This is a genomic window from Enterobacter sp. T2 (assembly GCF_010692925.1).
Lineage (GTDB): Bacteria > Pseudomonadota > Gammaproteobacteria > Enterobacterales > Enterobacteriaceae > Enterobacter > Enterobacter kobei.
On record NZ_CP048736.1, the window covers coordinates 3998589 to 4015048 of the forward strand.

17 protein-coding genes and 1 pseudogene are annotated in these 16460 nt (G+C 54.7%); 12 read left to right on the top strand and 6 right to left on the bottom strand.

Annotated features, from left to right (window positions below; all coding sequences use genetic code 11):
* Genes pgaB through pgaD form a run of 3 tightly spaced genes read left to right on the top strand, consistent with a single transcriptional unit; the run spans position 1 to position 3702 of the window.
* Positions 1-1950 (top strand): poly-beta-1,6-N-acetyl-D-glucosamine N-deacetylase PgaB, encoded by a 1950-nt coding sequence (gene pgaB, locus G0034_RS19150; protein WP_179121201.1) that lies wholly within the window; start codon positions 1-3, stop codon positions 1948-1950.
* The gene (gene pgaC, locus G0034_RS19155) at positions 1943-3274 is read left to right on the top strand and encodes a poly-beta-1,6-N-acetyl-D-glucosamine synthase (RefSeq protein ID WP_023331300.1); all 1332 of its coding nucleotides are present in this window, start codon (positions 1943-1945) and stop codon (positions 3272-3274) included. Before pgaB ends, pgaC begins: the two co-directional genes overlap by 8 nt.
* Positions 3271-3702, top strand: a complete 432-nt coding sequence (gene pgaD / locus G0034_RS19160; RefSeq protein WP_014885222.1) for a poly-beta-1,6-N-acetyl-D-glucosamine biosynthesis protein PgaD — start codon at positions 3271-3273, stop codon at positions 3700-3702. Before pgaC ends, pgaD begins: the two co-directional genes overlap by 4 nt.
* Positions 3703-3754: 52 nt before the next feature.
* On the opposite strand, the gene gss is transcribed toward pgaD, so the two are convergent.
* Positions 3755-5617, bottom strand: a complete 1863-nt coding sequence (gss, locus tag G0034_RS19165; RefSeq protein WP_063614122.1) for a bifunctional glutathionylspermidine amidase/synthase — start codon at positions 5615-5617, stop codon at positions 3755-3757.
* Between the two features lie 183 nt (positions 5618-5800).
* On the opposite strand from gss, the gene yghU reads away from it, so the two are divergent.
* From yghU to G0034_RS19185, 4 genes and pseudogenes are all read left to right on the top strand, one after another.
* The gene (gene yghU, locus G0034_RS19170; protein ID WP_014885224.1) at positions 5801-6670 is read left to right on the top strand and encodes a glutathione-dependent disulfide-bond oxidoreductase; all 870 of its coding nucleotides are present in this window, start codon (positions 5801-5803) and stop codon (positions 6668-6670) included.
* Positions 6671-6828: 158 nt separating this feature from the next.
* A pseudogene (locus G0034_RS19175) lies at positions 6829-7160 on the top strand (glycine zipper family protein).
* A 195-nt stretch (positions 7161-7355) separates the two neighbouring features.
* Complete coding sequence (locus G0034_RS19180) at positions 7356-7688, top strand: type II toxin-antitoxin system RelE/ParE family toxin (RefSeq protein WP_058689869.1); 333 nt, start codon at positions 7356-7358, stop codon at positions 7686-7688.
* Positions 7689-7700: 12 nt separating this feature from the next.
* Complete coding sequence (locus tag G0034_RS19185; protein WP_045268661.1) at positions 7701-8048, top strand: helix-turn-helix domain-containing transcriptional regulator; 348 nt, start codon at positions 7701-7703, stop codon at positions 8046-8048.
* Positions 8049-8055: 7 nt separating this feature from the next.
* Here the strand turns inward: G0034_RS19185 and G0034_RS19190 are convergent, their stop codons facing one another.
* Complete coding sequence (locus G0034_RS19190) at positions 8056-9603, bottom strand: methyl-accepting chemotaxis protein (RefSeq protein WP_045268660.1); 1548 nt, start codon at positions 9601-9603, stop codon at positions 8056-8058.
* Between the two features lie 257 nt (positions 9604-9860).
* Here G0034_RS19190 and G0034_RS19195 point away from each other — a divergent pair, with 257 nt between their 5' ends.
* The gene (locus tag G0034_RS19195) at positions 9861-10901 is read left to right on the top strand and encodes an aldo/keto reductase (protein WP_057058030.1); all 1041 of its coding nucleotides are present in this window, start codon (positions 9861-9863) and stop codon (positions 10899-10901) included.
* A gap of 44 nt (positions 10902-10945) precedes the next feature.
* Here the strand turns inward: G0034_RS19195 and G0034_RS19200 are convergent, their stop codons facing one another.
* Together G0034_RS19200 and G0034_RS19205 are read right to left on the bottom strand one after the other, a co-directional pair.
* On the bottom strand, positions 10946-11434 hold the full coding sequence (locus G0034_RS19200; RefSeq protein ID WP_014171606.1) for a TIGR00645 family protein: 489 nt from the start codon (positions 11432-11434) through the stop codon (positions 10946-10948).
* 81 nt (positions 11435-11515) lie between these two features.
* Positions 11516-12019 (bottom strand): ESA_00282 family adhesion-associated protein, encoded by a 504-nt coding sequence (locus G0034_RS19205; protein ID WP_008499806.1) that lies wholly within the window; start codon positions 12017-12019, stop codon positions 11516-11518.
* A 104-nt stretch (positions 12020-12123) separates the two neighbouring features.
* On the opposite strand from G0034_RS19205, the gene G0034_RS19210 reads away from it, so the two are divergent.
* Together G0034_RS19210 and G0034_RS19215 are read left to right on the top strand one after the other, a co-directional pair.
* Positions 12124-12528 (top strand): hypothetical protein, encoded by a 405-nt coding sequence (locus tag G0034_RS19210; protein WP_014885230.1) that lies wholly within the window; start codon positions 12124-12126, stop codon positions 12526-12528.
* A 1-nt stretch (position 12529) separates the two neighbouring features.
* Entirely contained in the window at positions 12530-12979 is a 450-nt protein-coding gene (locus tag G0034_RS19215) for a hypothetical protein (protein WP_014885231.1), read from the top strand.
* A 42-nt stretch (positions 12980-13021) separates the two neighbouring features.
* On the opposite strand, the gene exbD is transcribed toward G0034_RS19215, so the two are convergent.
* Both exbD and exbB read right to left on the bottom strand, forming a co-directional pair.
* Positions 13022-13447 (bottom strand): TonB system transport protein ExbD, encoded by a 426-nt coding sequence (gene exbD, locus G0034_RS19220; protein ID WP_014885232.1) that lies wholly within the window; start codon positions 13445-13447, stop codon positions 13022-13024.
* A gap of 4 nt (positions 13448-13451) precedes the next feature.
* A complete protein-coding gene (gene exbB, locus G0034_RS19225; RefSeq protein ID WP_179121202.1) occupies positions 13452-14183 on the bottom strand; it encodes a tol-pal system-associated acyl-CoA thioesterase in 732 nt (243 codons plus the stop codon).
* 251 nt (positions 14184-14434) lie between these two features.
* On the opposite strand from exbB, the gene metC reads away from it, so the two are divergent.
* The gene (gene metC, locus G0034_RS19230) at positions 14435-15622 is read left to right on the top strand and encodes a cystathionine beta-lyase (protein ID WP_014885234.1); all 1188 of its coding nucleotides are present in this window, start codon (positions 14435-14437) and stop codon (positions 15620-15622) included.
* A gap of 143 nt (positions 15623-15765) precedes the next feature.
* A complete protein-coding gene (gene yghB, locus G0034_RS19235; RefSeq protein WP_023338787.1) occupies positions 15766-16425 on the top strand; it encodes a DedA family general envelope maintenance protein YghB in 660 nt (219 codons plus the stop codon).
* Positions 16426-16460 lie beyond the last annotated feature (35 nt).

Below are 16460 nucleotides of genomic sequence, written 5' to 3' on the forward strand. Positions count from 1 at the left end.
ATGCTGAACATACGTTTTTCCATGAGTGTGATACTCATCGGCTGGTTCTGCCTCAGCGCGAGCATTTGCGCCCAGGCACTCCCGTTTATTGCCCCCAAAGAGAGACCCCAGCTGGAGGCGAGCAAGCCCTGGCCAACGAATCGATTTCTGGTGCTGGCCTACCACGACGTCGAAGATGATGCCGCCGATCAGCGCTACCTCTCCGTTCGCACCAGCGCGTTAAACGAGCAAATAAGCTGGCTTTTGCATAACGGCTATCACGCCATCAGCGTGCAGGACATTCTGGATGCCCATGACGGAAAAAAAACGCTGCCGCCGAAAGCCGTTTTGCTCAGTTTTGACGACGGCTACAGCAGCTTTTATACCCGCGTCTGGCCACTGCTTCAGGCCTGGAACGTCCCTGCCCTGTGGGCACCGGTAGGCAGTTGGGTGGACACGCCAGCAAATCAAAAGGTCAATTTTGGTGGTCTGATGACGCCCCGCGATCGCTTCGCAACGTGGGACATGGTGCGCGAGCTCAGCCAGTCTCCGCTGATTGAGATCGGCTCACATACCTGGGCCTCCCATTACGGTATCGTGGCTAACCCTCAGGGAAGCCGCGAGCCTGCCATCGCCAATCGCTTTTACGATAAGGCGACGGGCCGCTATGAAACCGATCGGCAGTTCAGCCAGCGGATCGGCGACGACGTGCATAAAGTGACCGAGAAAATCACGCAGGTGACGGGCAAAGCACCGCGCGCCTGGGTCTGGCCTTACGGTGCCGCCAACGGTACGTCGCTCGCCATCGCCAGACAACAGGGTTACCAGCTGGCCTTTACGCTGGAAGACGGTCTGGGGGACGTAAATGACCCTGGCAACATTCCCCGTCTGCTGATCGCCGGTAATCCTTCGCTAAAAACCTTTGCCAGTACGGTCAGCCAGATCCAGGAACACGATCCCGTTCGCGTCATGCACGTCGACCTCGACTACGTTTACGATCCCGATCCGGCCCAGCAAACCCAAAATATCAACAGGCTGATCCAGCGAGTTTACGACATGAAAATCAGCCATGTTTTCCTGCAGGCGTTTGCCGATCCGCAGGGCGATGGCCGGATCGAAGCGCTCTATTTCCCCAATCGTCGGCTTCCGGTCCGCGCCGATCTGTTCAATTTTGTCTCCTGGCAACTCCAGACCCGTGCGGGGGTGAAAGTCTTCGCGTGGATGCCGGTGCTCTCGTTCGATCTCGATCCCTCCCTGCCGCGCGTGCAGCGTCGGGATCGTCAAACGGGCCAGCTGCACGAGGCCACTGAACCTTATATACGGCTCTCCCCGTGGAACCCGCAGGTTCGCCAGCAGGTGACGGACATCTATGAAGATCTGGCCCGCTATAGCACCTTCAATGGGATTTTGTTCCATGACGATGCGGTGCTGACGGACGTTGACGATGCCGGACAAGACGCCGCTCAGGACACAACGCGTCAGAAAAGCCGTCTGCTGATGGGCTTTACCCGTGCGCTGGGCCAGGCGGTGAAGCACATCCGGGGACCGCAGATCAAAACCGCACGCAATATGTTCGTCTTACCCATCCTGGAGCCTGAAAGCGAAGCCTGGTTTGCACAGAATTTTGATGATTTTCTGGCGGCCTATGACTGGACGGTGCCGATGGCCATGCCGCTGATGGAGTCCGTTCCGGCGAACGAAAGCGACGCCTGGCTGACGCGTCTGGTTAACGTGGTCGCCGCACGGCCCGGCGCGCTCGATAAAACCATTTTCGAACTGCAGGCCAGAGACTGGGAGCAAAAAACGCAGCGTGCCGTTTCCGATAAACAGCTTGTCCAGTGGATGCGCGTTCTCCAGCTGAACGGCGTAAAAAACTACGGCTACTACCCCGACGATTTCATCAACAACCAGCCTGATATCTCCCGCATCAGGCCTGAATTTTCTTCCTACTGGTACCCTGACAATGACTGATCGCATCATCGCTTTTTCTATTTTGTGTCTGGTATTCGGGTTGCCTTTAGGCGTGGCCGCCCTTTTTACCGGCGAACTGATTCTGGATTTTGTGTTCTTCTGGCCGCTGTTCATGTCCGTGCTCTGGGTCACCGGCGGACTCTATTTCTGGTTTCAGCTTGAACGCCACTGGTCGTGGGATAAAGAGACCCCACCACCCTCGCTCGCTGGCGAGCCGCTTATTTCCATTCTGATCCCCTGTTTCAATGAGGAAAGGAACGCCAGAGAGACCATCAGCGCCGCGCTGGATCAGCGGTATAAGAATATAGAGGTTATCGCCATTAACGATGGCTCTTCTGATAACACGGCGGACGTGCTGCAGCAGCTGGCGCAGGAGCAGCCGCGCCTGCGGGTAATTAACCTCGCGGAAAACCAGGGAAAAGCCGTCGCGCTAAAAGCGGGTGCCGCGGCAGCCCGGGGCGATCTCCTGGTCTGCATTGATGGCGACGCCCTGCTCGACCGCGACACTGCGGTTTATCTGGTAGCCCCGCTGATTCAGTATCCTCACGTCGGCGCGGTCACCGGCAATCCGCGCATTCGCACGCGATCCTCGCTGATTGGGCGCATTCAGGTGGGCGAGTTCTCGTCCATTATTGGCCTTATCAAACGCACGCAGCGGATCTATGGCCGGGTCTTTACCGTGTCCGGCGTCATCGCCGCCTTTCGCCGCCAGGCGCTGGCGGACGTCGGGTACTGGAGCCCGGATATGATCACGGAAGACATCGACATAAGCTGGAAGCTTCAGCTGCGCCACTGGGATATCTTTTTCGAGCCGCGGGCGCTGTGCTGGATCCTGATGCCGGAGACGCTCAAAGGCCTGTGGAAACAGCGCCTGCGCTGGGCTCAGGGCGGCGCGGAGGTGTTTCTGGTCAACCTTCGCAAGGTTGTGCGCTGGGAGCATCATCGCATGTGGCCCCTGTTTCTGGAGTACGCGCTGTCCACGCTGTGGGCGTTCGCTTACGCGATGACGGTACTGCTGTTCATTATCAGCCAGGTCGCGCCGATTCCCGCCAGGCTGACCGTTGAGACCCTGTTCCCACCCGCGTTCACCGGTCTGCTGTTGGGCGTCATGTGCCTGCTGCAGTTCCTGGTCAGTTTGTTCATCGAGCGGCGATACGAGCGGAAGGTGGCAAGCTCGCTTTTCTGGGTGATTTGGTTCCCGATGGTGTACTGGATGATTGGCCTGTTCACTACCCTCGTCGCGTTTCCGAAAGTCATGCTTAAACGTCAGCGTGCCCGCGCGCGCTGGATCAGTCCGGACCGGGGAAAAGGAAGCATTCAATGAACGAAAATACCTTAATTTTGACTGAACATCGGCTGTTACCACGTCTTTTCGATGCCGCGTTAACTCTGGTGGCGTGGGGAGGATTTCTGTTTTTCCTGTATGCCAGGCTGTGGATGCAGTTAACCGAAGAGAGTGAACACCGGTGGAGCGTCATTATTGCCTCCTTTAATACGGTGTTGATCTATTTGCTGTTCGCCGCGCTTAACGGATGGCTGCTGATTTTGTGGTATCAGTACAACCGCCGCCGCACGCATGTAAGACGGCGTCAGCCGGGCTATTTTCACCAGGAGGAGCTGGCCCGCAGCTTTAATGTCTCACCACAGATCATCTCCGAGATGAGCCAGTACAACCTGCTGACGGTCTATCACGATCGGATTGGCCGTATTATTGATCTAAAGATCAGTCAGCAGGACGAGGAAGAAGAGTGAAGAAACGTCCCCGCAGAATGGTCTGCGGGGAGCTATTTCGAGCGGTTCTGAGTTACTTATCCTTCACCACAATCAGCGGTTCAATATCGCTCTCTTTCTTCACCACCAGCGAGTCATCTCCGCGCAGACAGGTGCCGCCGTAGTTCCCGCCGACGGTAAAGGTGCAGACCTGAATGTATTTGCCGTCAACGTTTGGCAGGCACCACAGCTGCTGGTAAATGTTTTTGCGATCGATAAACTTGCCGCTGGATTTATCCAGCAGTTCGTCCTGGGCGCTAATGAGATCGATATTGCTGCCGCAGCGTCCGGCAATCGGCTTGACGGCATAACCGGTCTGTTTCAGCAGGTCGTTAACCTCAAAATCGGTGTCGAGCAGGTAACGGTGGTTCGGGAAAAGCTGCCACAGTACCGGCAGAATGGCTTTGTTACCCGGTATCACCGTCCACAGCGGCTCAAAGACCAGCACTTCCGGACGCAGCAGGACGTCGATCAGGCGCACTTCACCCTCGGGATGTCCGGTCCGAATCGGCACGGCGGCATATTCGGTTTCGCTGACCTCGCGGATTTGCTCTATCGCCGTTTCCCACGCCCAGGTTTTCCACACGCAGTTGACGTGGCGACCTTCGTCGTCAATCAGCTGCCCGGCAGCATCCCAGCTTAGCGCCCCCAGCCCGTGCAAAATTTTGGTTTCAAACCCGGCCTGCAGCAGTGAACGCTGAATAAAGAGCGCGTGATAATCCTCTTCGACATCGTTGTCCTGCATGATGTGCACGAACGGACGCGCGTGGCTGTGTTTCCACGCGCCGGTCAGCTCTTCCAGCAACCCTTCTGCCGGGTTATGACCGTGGCCGCGATAACCGTTTTTCACCCACTCTTCGAGAATCAACCCGCCCTCGGTATGGCAGGACGCGGAGTCGGCATTGTACTCGTAGACCTTAATCCCGCGCTCATCCATGCAAAAATCCATACGGCCGGTGATCATATGGTGACGACGCCACTGCCAGGAGAGGCGCAGGCGCGGCCAGAGGATTTTTGGAATGTCGAAAAGCGCCAGCAAATTGTCATCTTTCAGCACCTTGTCCGTCGCGTGCAGGTACATCAGGTGCAGTTCGTTGGTGGCCTTGATCAGCTCCTGCTCGGCGCTTTCGGTGATGGTGAAGTACTGGCAGGGATCTTTATTGATCACATGACCGTTCGCGCGGATATACGCCTGCTGCAGCGCGTCATTTTCGTTGAGCCATTTTCCGTCGAACTGACGTTTGTTTTTCAGCCGCGCACCGCGAATTTTCAGCAGTTCGCCGTCGATTTCCTGCTGGGGAATGCTGTGTTCCGTGTCATCGGTCTGGATCATCCAGCCGAGAATTTCCGTGTCGCTGAAGGTGTCATGGATTGTGTAACATCCGTTCTCCACGCTCAGCCGCAGCTCGCGCGTCCACTGCTGCCCGAGCGGCAGCGGGGAGTGCAGGACGTTCTGCTCTGCAATGCGCACCTTGTCGTCCAGAAGCTGGGTGATTACCGCCACGTGGCCGGTCTCATGAAACTCACCGCCCTTTTGCCAGATCAGCAGCGCCCCGGCGCGCGGCGCGCGCTTCGAGCCGTTGGCAAACGCCTGAAGGGGCAGGATGTTATCGTTCACCACCTGACGCAAAAAGCGCAGGGAGAAGATCTCCCACGCCATGCCGACGTCGGTAAACACGAAACCATAGTTGAGGAACAGGAAACGGCGGGCAAACTCAACACACTGCCATTTGTGGCCCATGTATTCGTTGCCGATATAACTGCGAAAATCCGCATCTTCCGGGTATTTTCGCGGGTCCAGACTGCCGTAATTTGAAGAGTAAATCGCCACGCCACCCGGCGCATAGCCTAACAACGTCCCGAATGGCGCATCACTGCTTAACTTTCCTTTACGCATGTATCCAACCTAAAACAGGCAGGCGGCAATTTTTTGAAGGGTTGTCGTCGTCTGCACGTTGTAATTAACCTGACAGAGGTGGAATTATCATACACCTGCCCTGTCCATTACGCTCGCATCGTTAAACGGTTCCCCTGCCACCTGCTAAACTGCCTCAACACAACACCAAAGAGGCAGGCCAACATGTCAGACGAAAACACCTATCAGCCACCGAAAGTGTGGGAATGGAAAAAGAACGGCGGCGGCGCGTTCGCCAATATTAACCGCCCGATTTCGGGCGCGACGCATGAGAAAGATCTCCCCGTGGGCTCCCATCCGCTGCAACTTTATTCGCTGGGAACACCTAACGGCCAGAAAGTAACCATCATGCTTGAAGAGCTGCTGGCGCTGGGCGTGACGGGCGCGGAGTATGACGCCTGGTTGATCCGCATCGGCGAGGGCGATCAGTTCTCCAGCGGGTTCGTTGAAGTGAACCCGAACTCGAAAATACCGGCGCTGCGGGATCACTCCACGACCCCACCAACGCGCGTCTTTGAATCCGGCAATATCCTGCTCTATCTGGCAGAGAAATTTGGTCACTTCCTGCCGAAAGATCCGGCGGGACGCACCGAAACGCTGAACTGGCTGTTCTGGCTGCAGGGCGCGGCGCCATTCCTGGGCGGCGGTTTTGGTCACTTCTACAACTACGCGCCAGTGAAAATTGAGTACGCGATCGATCGCTTTACCATGGAAGCCAAACGCCTGTTCGACGTGCTGGATAAACAGCTGGCGCGCGGCCGTTACGTGGCGGGCGAGGAGTACACCATCGCGGATATGGCGATCTGGCCATGGTTTGGCTGCGTGGCCCTGGGTAGCGTCTATAACGCCGCCGAGTTCCTGGATGCCGAAAAGTACACCAACGTCCAGCGTTGGGCGAAAGACGTGGCGAACCGCCATGCCGTGAAGCGTGGACGCATCGTTAACCGCACCAGCGGCGAGCTGAACGAGCAACTGCACGAACGCCACGCGGCGAGCGACTTCGATACCAACACGGAAGACAAGCGTCAGGCGTAATGCTTTGCCGGGCGGGCCACCGCCCGGCAGATGAGATCCTTGCCAGGGGCATGATTAGCCTAAAGGTTGAGCCGCAATTGCTGGCACTATCTGGCCGTTTTTCTCGCGCAGATGTGAGAAACGACGTATCAACCGACAGCAGTCACAAAGGATCTGTTATGAAACTTCTTAAAACAACGCTGGTCATCAGCGCTCTCCTTTTTTCCACCTCGGGAATGGCCATCGACAAAACCGCCGCTGGCGCGGTAGCGGGCGCCGCCATTGGCGCGGCCACAGGCAAAGATCTGAAATCCACCGTCGGCGGTGCCGTTGTTGGCGCAGGTACAGGTGCCATGTTCAAAAACGGCGAAAAAGGTAAAGACGCACGTAAGGGGGGGCCGTGGGTGCCGTCGTTGGCGCAGGAGCGGCTGCCGTGACGGGCAAGAGTGTGCTGAAAGGAGCGGCCGTGGGTGCGGGCACGGGTGCACTGATTGGCGAAGCGACCCATTGATAAGCATTGCCGGGCAGCGCTGCGTTTTGCCCGGCCACAGCGTTGTTCAATAATCCCCCCCCCTGCCAAATCTCTCGTTTTTGCGATCCGCTTTCTGAAAATTATCTTCCCACTCAGTTATTACGATGCAAACAATTGCCTGTCGTAGCCTGAAGATTACAATGCTTTGCTTATCGTAAACTACAGGCTACAATAATGGCTAACGTTAAACACTACATTACAGCTGATGGATATGATCCTTTTGATGCATATCTGCGAAGTTTGAAAGATCCCATAGCAAAAGCCATGATTGCCACGCGTGTCGCCAGAATGTCGACGGGTAACTATGGCGATTGCAAACCATGCAGAGAGAGTGTTTCAGAGCTCAGAATTCACCGGGGACCCGGTTATCGTGTCTATTTTAGTGAAGTCTCCGATCCGGCAGATGGCGCAGTATGTCTGGTGCTATTGACTGGAACGAAAAAAAAGCAAAATGCAGACATTGAAAGGGCCGTTGAGTACCTCAACGACTACAAGCGCAGAATATAAGAGGAAATCGCAATGGCTAAATCAGCACTTCATGATGACGCAATGGTACAACTCCTGAAAGATTCTCCGGATTTCGCGCCCGTCTATCTTCACCAGGCTTTCATTGAAATTGACGAGCCAGGAGGCTATGAGGCGTTCATGCTCGCCTTACGGCATGTGATCGAAGCCTCTGGCGGGATGACTGTTATTGCAAAACGTGCTGGCATTTCTCGCGAATCACTTTATAAATCACTCTCACCAAACGGTAACCCCTCATTTAAGCGTATCGCAGAAGTGGCATCTGCAACGGGATATCCGATTTCTCGAATTGCAACAGCAGGGTTAAACGATAATACAAGGCCGCATCAGGCGGCCTTGTAACGTTGTGTTATGCCGTCAGGCGGAACTTCTGCACCGAACGCTGAAGCTCTTCGGTCTGACGTTCCAGCGCGGCGGCTGCCGCGGAAACCTCTTCCACCAGCGAGGCGTTTTGCTGGGTGACGCCGTCCATCTGTGTAATGGCAATCCCGACCTGCGAAATGCCCTTGCTTTGCTCTTCAGAAGCGGAAGCGATTTGCTTCATAATGGTCGTCACTTCCGTCACGTCGCGTAAGATGGCATCCATGGTCGTGCCCGTGTCGCCCACCAGCTGTGCCCCCTGTTCTACGCGATTAACCGAATCAGCAATCAGCCCCTCAATTTCCTTGGCCGCGTTGGCGCTGCGGCTTGCCAGATTACGGACTTCCCCCGCGACGACGGCGAAACCGCGGCCCTGCTCGCCCGCGCGTGCCGCTTCAACGGCTGCGTTGAGCGCCAGGATATTGGTCTGGAAGGCAATACTGTTGATGACGTTGGTGATTTCAGCAATTTTCTTCGAGCTTTCGGAAATACCGCTCATGGTGGTAACCACCTCTTCCACCAGCGAACCGCCGCGGCTGGCAGTCGTTGAAGCCACATCGGCAAGCTGGCTGGCCTGACGCGCGCTTTCCGCGTTCAGTTTCACGGTGGCGGTCAGCTGTTCCATGCTGGCCGCCGTCTCTTCCAGTGCGGCAGCCTGCTCTTCGGTACGCGAAGAGAGATCGTTATTGCCGCTGGAGATTTCCGTCGCCCCGCGCCAGATATTTTCACTGCCCGAGCGAATCGTACTGACGGCTTCACGCAGGCTGTCCTGCATGGCACTCAGCAGGGGAACCAGTTGTCCCACACAGTTGCGGCCGAACGGCGCAATGGGCTGGCTGAGATCGCCCTGAGCAATCTGGCGGAACTGCTGGCGGATACGCTCCAGCGGTTTTACCAGCATCGCCACCAGGTAACGGTCGGTAAAGAGCAGAATCAGCAGACCGATAATCGTGGCGACGATAATCACCGTGCGGGTCATACTGGTCAGGCCGTCCACCACCACGCGGGTACTGTCGAGCGTGTTCGCAGCGGCATTGTTGAACGCCTCGGCAGCCGCACCGAACGCACGGCTCAACGGTGGCGTGACGTTGTTGGCCTGCTGGCGGTAGCCTTCCAGAGCCCCCTGCTTCGCCTGCGCCATTTGCGGCGTCACGCCCTGGTCGAGCAGCGCCTGCCAGGAGCCGATCACCCGGGATGCGATCGCCTCATCCATCGGGCCGGGTGACATCGCTTTCATCTCGGCCAGTTTCTTGCCCATGTTATCCAGCGCCTGTTGGGCGGAGGACAAATCGGGCGTGCCGCCAGCGGCTTTGACTTCCATTGCGCGGCTCAGGCGGGTCACGAAGCGGAAATACTGATCGTTGCCCTGGCTCAGTACCGTCATCTGTTTCACCAGATGGCGATCAACTTCATTGCCCTCTGAAACGCGTGACAAAGACCAGGTGCTGTACAGCCCAACGCCCGCCCACATTAAACAAAAGATCCCGAGAATCGTCAGCATGACGAAGCGGATCGTGAAATTACGTAGCATATTCATAAGATTTCCTTGCCGTGAGGGTGAATTCGCCCAGAGGCGAGTACTCCTCTCTTTATCGGCAGGCAGCGCGGAAATTATAACCTTTTGTGATTATTTTTAATTAGCGCGGCTTCACAGGTCACACAGCCAGGGTTAATTATTACCTTTCAATATGAAGGGGTTAAACCCTGTCATCGCTTCTGTGAACAATTTATGATTTGATAAACGCAGAATAAAAACGCTGTTTCGAAAATTCATTAAATAAGAAAGGAGACATCATGTCCTGGCACCCTTCCCCTGACCGCTACGAGAACATGCAGTACCGCTATTGTGGAAAGAGCGGCCTGCGCCTGCCAGCGCTGTCGCTGGGTCTGTGGCATAGCTTTGGCCACGTCCAGCCTCTCGATGCCGAGCGCGCACTGCTACGTAAAGCCTTCGATCTCGGCATTACCCATTTCGATCTTGCCAACAACTACGGCCCACCGGCAGGGAGCGCAGAGGAGAACTTTGGCCGCCTGCTGCGAGAGGACTTTGCCGCGTACCGCGACGAGCTCATCATCTCCACTAAAGCCGGTTACGACATGTGGCCGGGGCCGTACGGTTCAGGCGGTTCACGCAAATACCTGCTCGCCAGCCTCGATCAAAGCCTGAAACGCATGGGGGTCGAGTACGTTGATATTTTCTACTCCCACCGCGTGGATGAAAATACGCCGATGGAAGAGACGGCCTCAGCGCTGGCTCACGCCGTGCAGAGCGGTAAAGCGCTGTACGTCGGGATCTCGTCCTACTCAACGGAGCGCACTCAAAAAATGGCCGGGTTACTGCGCGAGTGGAAGATCCCACTGCTCATCCACCAGCCGTCCTATAACCTGCTTAACCGCTGGGTCGATAAGACCGGATTGCTGGATGCGCTGGAAGCAAACGGTACGGGGTGCATTGCCTTTACCCCGCTGGCGCAGGGTCTGCTGACCGGGAAATACCTGAACGGCATTCCGGAAGGTTCACGCATGCAGCGAGAAGGGCATAAGGTGCGCGGGCTGACAGAGAAGATGCTGACCGACGCCAACCTGAGCAGTCTTCGTCTGCTCAATGAGATGGCACAGGCGCGTGGCCAGACCATGGCGCAAATGGCGTTGAGCTGGTTACTGAAAGATGCGCGCGTGACGTCAGTGCTGATTGGTGCCAGCCGTCCGGAACAGCTTGAGGAGAACGTGCGGGCGCTGGATAACCTGCGCTTTACAGAGGACGAGCTCACGCGGATTGACCAGCATGTTGCGGATGGGGAGTTGAATCTGTGGCAGGCGTCGTCGGATAAATAGTGCAGATTGATGCCCTCTCCCCTCTGGGGAGAGGGATATGCACTTTACTTCTTACTGATCTTATCCAGATACCCCATCACAAACGCCGACAGCACAAACGTCAGGTGGATAATCACGTACCACATCAGTTTATTATCCGGGACATTCTTCGCGTCCATAAACACGCGCAACAGGTGGATAGAGGAGATCGCCACAATCGACGCTGCCACTTTATTCTTCAGCGACGAGGCATCCATTTTGCCCAGCCAGTTGAGCTTCTCCTTGCGCTCGTCGATATCAAGCTGGGAGACAAAATTCTCGTAGCCGGAAAACATCACCATCACCAGCAATCCCCCCACCAGGGTCATATCCACCAGCGACAGCAGAACCAGAATCAGGTCCGCTTCGGCAATGGAAAAAATGTTCGGCAGAACATGCAGGATTTCCTGAAAAAACTTAATCGTCAGCGCGATAAGTGCCAGCGAAAGGCCAAAATAGACGGGAGCCAGTATCCAGCGGGAGGCGTACATGGCATTTTCAAAGAAGCGTTCCATAAAGTCCTGTTTGCAAAAGAAACCAGCGCCCAGTATATCTCAACGGCGCTGGCTGTTTGCAAGAACTCAACTGTTCATGACTTAGACGTTGTCTGGATTAACCTCCGGACGCGCATACTCCGGCCAGACCAGCACCACAAGTTCGGGGTAGGCTTCCAGACTGAACTCACGAAAACACTGGCGAAGGTTTAATACGTCCAGGTCTGAATACGAGACCTTCTCTCCGTTAAGACAGCGCTTTTTGATATTGTCGTAATATTTATAAACCGCTGAATTCAGGTCGCTGCAACGACGCTGCGCCTCAAACAGACCGGGCGTGTCATTAATTTCGGACATTTTCATACGCTTAATTGTCGCGTGTAAAAAGTCGATATATTCGTGATTTACCCGCCAGTACCAGACAGGCGTAACAGAGTTCATCAAAACAGAGAAATGGTCTTCACCTTCCTCTTTTGTCATCAGTTCAGGCTGTGGAGGTTCACTGGTGTCTTTCGACACTTTCGTTTTATTGAACTCCTGCATCAATAAAAGCACACCAGCGGTCAGTAATAGTAATGTGATGACCGTAAAAAAGATGCTGTTCATGGGTTGGCTCCATTTTTTTTGATTTTAAAATTGCCTCATGATATTGTCAACGAATCTCACGCCTTTACCAACCCCACCCTGTTGAAAATAAAGGAAATTAAAAAATGCTGCCCGACTATCTCGTCCCGGCTAAGTACCACATTACGCCTGTGGAACAGCAACCGACGGAAGAAGAAAAAAAGGCCAGTTTCACTCAGGGGAAAAGAAAGCTCTCCGATTTCGAGCCTGATATATTAATTGGTGTTTCCCGCACTGGCAAATCCCGTAATATGTTGCTGGAGGAGCACGATCGCCATATAAAAGACCGCTTATTTCGCGCTATAAAAATTGAGGCCTTCGTCCACCTGCTGAATGACCTCCAGGCTGAAGGCGAAATAGATGCCCAGAAACTAAGTCAAATAATGGCTGAAAAAACAAAAGAAATAAATGAAGCGGGCAATGAAATTTGGCTTAATCTAATTACGCGTGAAAAAAACAACCCTATTTTTTATACCCTTGGGGAAGATTAACGTGAAAGAAGTTAAAGACAACGACGTTTATTTGACTTTAGATGATAAAAAAAGTGATGAATTTATCTTAAAGCAAAATCTCGACGCCCTGAGAAACACAAAAAATATCGAGATGACGCGTATTACGCAAGACCTGGTATCGATTCCGGCGACGCTGGTGCGGCTGAAATGGCAGAATCGCCGCGAGATTTACCCGCTACAGGTCAAAGAAGAGATTTACGGTGCGGTGATAAATAGCCTCATCGAGCAGCAACCCGAGCTGAAAGAGAAGCTGCTGGGCCGGCTCGAGGCCAACTATCAGTATCTGCTTGCCAGAGAAGTCGCCACCCTGCGCCTGACGCGCAAGCTGTCAGCCGGTGAGTACCGTACCTCAAACGTCACCTGCGTTGCGCTCGACGAAGACACGCTGGCAACCTCCTCTGCCGCGCAGACGGATAATAAAAACGCATAAACCGACAGACATAAAAAAAGCCGGCTTTCGCCAGCTTCTTTACTATTTTTTGGCCGCTTTCTCTTCGCCGACCAGTCCAATCTTCAGATAACCCGCCTGATGCAGCGTGTCCATCACCTTCATCATGGTTTCGTAGTCGACGGTTTTGTCCGCACGGAAGAAGACGGTGGTGTCTTTCTTGCCGCCGGTTAGCTGATCCAGCGCCGGAATAACCGAAGCATCCGTTACCGGGTCGTTACCCAGGAACATCGATTTATCCGCTTTCACAGAAAGATAGATGGGCTTTTCCGGACGCGGCTGCGGCTGGCTGGACGAGGCCGGCAGATTCACCTTCACGTCCACCGTCGCCAGCGGCGCAGCGACCATAAAGATAATCAGCAGAACCAGCATGACGTCAATAAACGGCGTCACGTTGATCTCATGCATTTCACCGTTATCGTCCAGATTTTCGTTTAGACGCATCGCCATAATATCAACCTACGCGCAGTTTAGACGCCGCATGCACCGGTTTCACGGCGCTGGCATTCAGGTCGAGATCGCGGCTTTGCAGCAGCAGAACCTGAGCGGCAACGTCACCGAGCGTGGCTTTGTAGCTGCCAATCATACGCGCGAAAATGTTATAGATAACGACGGCCGGAATCGCCGCGACCAGACCAATCGCCGTCGCCAGCAGCGCTTCTGCGATACCGGGCGCAACAACCGCCAGGTTGGTGGTTTGGGTCTGAGCGATACCGATAAAGCTGTTCATGATGCCCCAGACCGTACCGAAAAGACCGACGAACGGCGAAATTGCGCCGATGGTAGCCAGATAACCATTACCACGTCCCATGTGTCGGCCAACGGCCGCAACGCGACGCTCCAGACGGAAACCGGTACGCTCTTTAATGCCTTCGTTATCTTCACTGCCAGCGGAGAGTTCCAGCTCGTTCTGCGCTTCGTTCACTAACAGGGTGGTCAGGCTTTTTGCGTGGAAGGATGAGGTCATATAAGACGCCTGATCCAGAGAGCGGGCTTCTGCCAGCTGCTGCTGTTCCCGCTTGAGGCGACGCTTCTGCGAAAGCAGCTCGGCGCTTTTGCTGAAGAAGATAGCCCAAGTGACAACGGACGCCAGAATCAGGCCGATCATCACAATCTTAACCACGATGTCAGCATGTTGATACATGCCCCAAACGGAGAGATCCGTCTGCATCAAATTATTACCCACTCTGTATCTCCAGGACGCAAATCACAAAATCTGAACGTAATAATATCAAAACGTCGTCGAATTGATAGTAGTTCTCATTAGTATTTGCATGGTGCCGTAATTTTCGCTCACTTTCCTTGCGCTTACGCAGTAAAAATTTCTTATGCGGTTTTTTGCTAATATTTTCTGCTTATTCGATAAGCATGCGGGTGAAGTTTTTCACAATCGTGGTAGTCTGGACGTCCAGACGTATAAAAACAGGGTTAGCGAACATGACTAAGAAGCATCTTGATACCACGCTGGTACAGGCCGGACGCAGCAAAAAATATACGCAGGGTTCGGTTAACAGCGTGATTCAACGCGCCTCCTCCCTGGTGTTTGACACCGTTGAGGAGAAAAAAATCGCCACGCGTAACCGCGCAAAAGGCGGGCTGTTTTATGGCCGTCGCGGCACGCTAACCCATTTTTCTCTGCAGGAAGCGATGTGCGAGCTGGAAGGCGGTGCGGGCTGCGCGCTGTTCCCGTGCGGTGCGGCTGCGGTCGCCAATACCATTCTGGCGTTTGTGGAACAGGGCGACCATATCCTGATGACCAACACCGCCTATGAACCCAGCCAGGACTTCTGCACCAAAATACTCAGTAAACTCGGCGTCACTACCGGGTGGTTCGATCCGCTGATTGGCGCAGGCATTGCCGAACTTATTCAGCCAAACACGCGCATCGTGTTCCTGGAGTCTCCCGGTTCAATCACCATGGAAGTGCACGACGTACCGGCTATCGTGAAGGCCGTGCGCAGCAAAGCGCCGGAGGCGATCATCATGATCGACAACACCTGGGCGGCGGGCGTGTTGTTTAAAGCGCTGGAATTCGACATTGATATCTCGATTCAGGCGGCGACGAAATACCTGATTGGCCATTCAGACGGGATGATTGGCACAGCAGTATCTAACGCACGCTGCTGGGATCAGCTGCGTGAAAATGCCTACCTGATGGGCCAGATGGTCGATGCAGATACGGCCTACATGACCAGCCGCGGTATCCGCACGCTGGGGGTTCGCCTGCGTCAACACCATGAAAGCAGCCTGAAAGTGGCAGAGTGGCTGGCTCAGCATCCACAGGTTGAGCGCGTTAATCATCCTGCGCTTGCGGGCAGTAAAGGCCATGAATTCTGGCAACGTGACTTTACGGGCAGCAGCGGGTTGTTCTCGTTTGTGCTTAAAAAACGGCTAGATAATGACGAACTGGCAAACTATCTGGATCACTTTACCCTCTTCAGCATGGCCTACTCCTGGGGCGGTTTTGAGTCCCTGATCCTGCCTAATCAGCCGGAGCAAATCGCGGCTCTGCGCCCTGGCGGCGAAGTGGACTTCAGCGGCACCCTGATTCGCCTGCACATCGGTTTAGAAAATGTGGACGATTTAATTGCGGATTTATCAGCAGGGTTTGAACGTATCGTGTAGAGTGCTCGCTGAAAATGTACTCCCCGGACGCTTTTCTTAACACTGCAAGCAGAAAAGTCTGCATGAGTTGCGCCTGCGATCAATCCCGGCAGGTATAATTGGGAGTACAATAGCGTTATCTCTGCTGTTCCACAGGAAAGTCCATGGCTGTTATTCAAGATATTATCGCGGCGCTCTGGCAACATGATTTTGCCGCACTGGCGGATCCGCACGTTATAGGCGTCGTCTATTTCGTGATGTTCGCAACGCTGTTTCTGGAAAATGGATTACTGCCAGCCTCGTTTTTACCCGGTGACAGTTTGCTTTTGCTTGCCGGGGCATTGATCGGTAAAGGCGTTATGGACTTTACGCCAACGATGGTTATCCTCACCTCTGCCGCGAGCCTGGGCTGCTGGCTGAGCTATCTGCAGGGCCGCTGGCTGGGGAACACGCGCGTCGTAAAAGGCTGGCTGGCGCAGTTACCGCATAAATACCATCAGCGGGCGACCTGTATGTTTGACCGACACGGCCTGCTGGCGCTGCTGGCCGGACGTTTTCTGGCTTTTATTCGCACCCTGCTGCCCACCATGGCGGGTATTTCCGGCCTGTCGAACCGCCGTTTTCAGTTCTTCAACTGGCTGAGCGGCCTGCTGTGGGTGGGGGTCGTGACCACGTTAGGCTACGCGCTGAATATGATCCCCTTTGTGAAACACCATGAAGATCAGGTGATGACTTTCCTGATGGTTCTGCCAATGGTCCTGCTGGTTGCAGGCCTGGTGGGAACCATTGCGGTGGTGATTAAGAAAAAGTACTGCAGCGCATAAACAAAAGCCGGGTGGCGGCTACGCCTTACCCGGCC

Bases quoted from the DNA above. Each gene is read 5' to 3' on its own strand.
- pgaB (WP_179121201.1), top strand. From the start codon at position 1: ATGCTGAACATACGTTTTTCCATGAGTGTGATACTCATCGGCTGGTTC.
- pgaC (WP_023331300.1), top strand. From the start codon at position 1,943: ATGACTGATCGCATCATCGCTTTTTCTATTTTGTGTCTGGTATTCGGG.
- pgaD (WP_014885222.1), top strand. From the start codon at position 3,271: ATGAACGAAAATACCTTAATTTTGACTGAACATCGGCTGTTACCACGT.
- gss (WP_063614122.1), bottom strand. From the start codon at position 5,617: ATGCGTAAAGGAAAGTTAAGCAGTGATGCGCCATTCGGGACGTTGTTA.
- yghU (WP_014885224.1), top strand. From the start codon at position 5,801: ATGTCAGACGAAAACACCTATCAGCCACCGAAAGTGTGGGAATGGAAA.
- G0034_RS19180 (WP_058689869.1), top strand. From the start codon at position 7,356: ATGGCTAACGTTAAACACTACATTACAGCTGATGGATATGATCCTTTT.
- G0034_RS19185 (WP_045268661.1), top strand. From the start codon at position 7,701: ATGGCTAAATCAGCACTTCATGATGACGCAATGGTACAACTCCTGAAA.
- G0034_RS19190 (WP_045268660.1), bottom strand. From the start codon at position 9,603: ATGAATATGCTACGTAATTTCACGATCCGCTTCGTCATGCTGACGATT.
- G0034_RS19195 (WP_057058030.1), top strand. From the start codon at position 9,861: ATGTCCTGGCACCCTTCCCCTGACCGCTACGAGAACATGCAGTACCGC.
- G0034_RS19200 (WP_014171606.1), bottom strand. From the start codon at position 11,434: ATGGAACGCTTCTTTGAAAATGCCATGTACGCCTCCCGCTGGATACTG.
- G0034_RS19205 (WP_008499806.1), bottom strand. From the start codon at position 12,019: ATGAACAGCATCTTTTTTACGGTCATCACATTACTATTACTGACCGCT.
- G0034_RS19210 (WP_014885230.1), top strand. From the start codon at position 12,124: ATGCTGCCCGACTATCTCGTCCCGGCTAAGTACCACATTACGCCTGTG.
- exbD (WP_014885232.1), bottom strand. From the start codon at position 13,447: ATGGCGATGCGTCTAAACGAAAATCTGGACGATAACGGTGAAATGCAT.
- metC (WP_014885234.1), top strand. From the start codon at position 14,435: ATGACTAAGAAGCATCTTGATACCACGCTGGTACAGGCCGGACGCAGC.
- yghB (WP_023338787.1), top strand. From the start codon at position 15,766: ATGGCTGTTATTCAAGATATTATCGCGGCGCTCTGGCAACATGATTTT.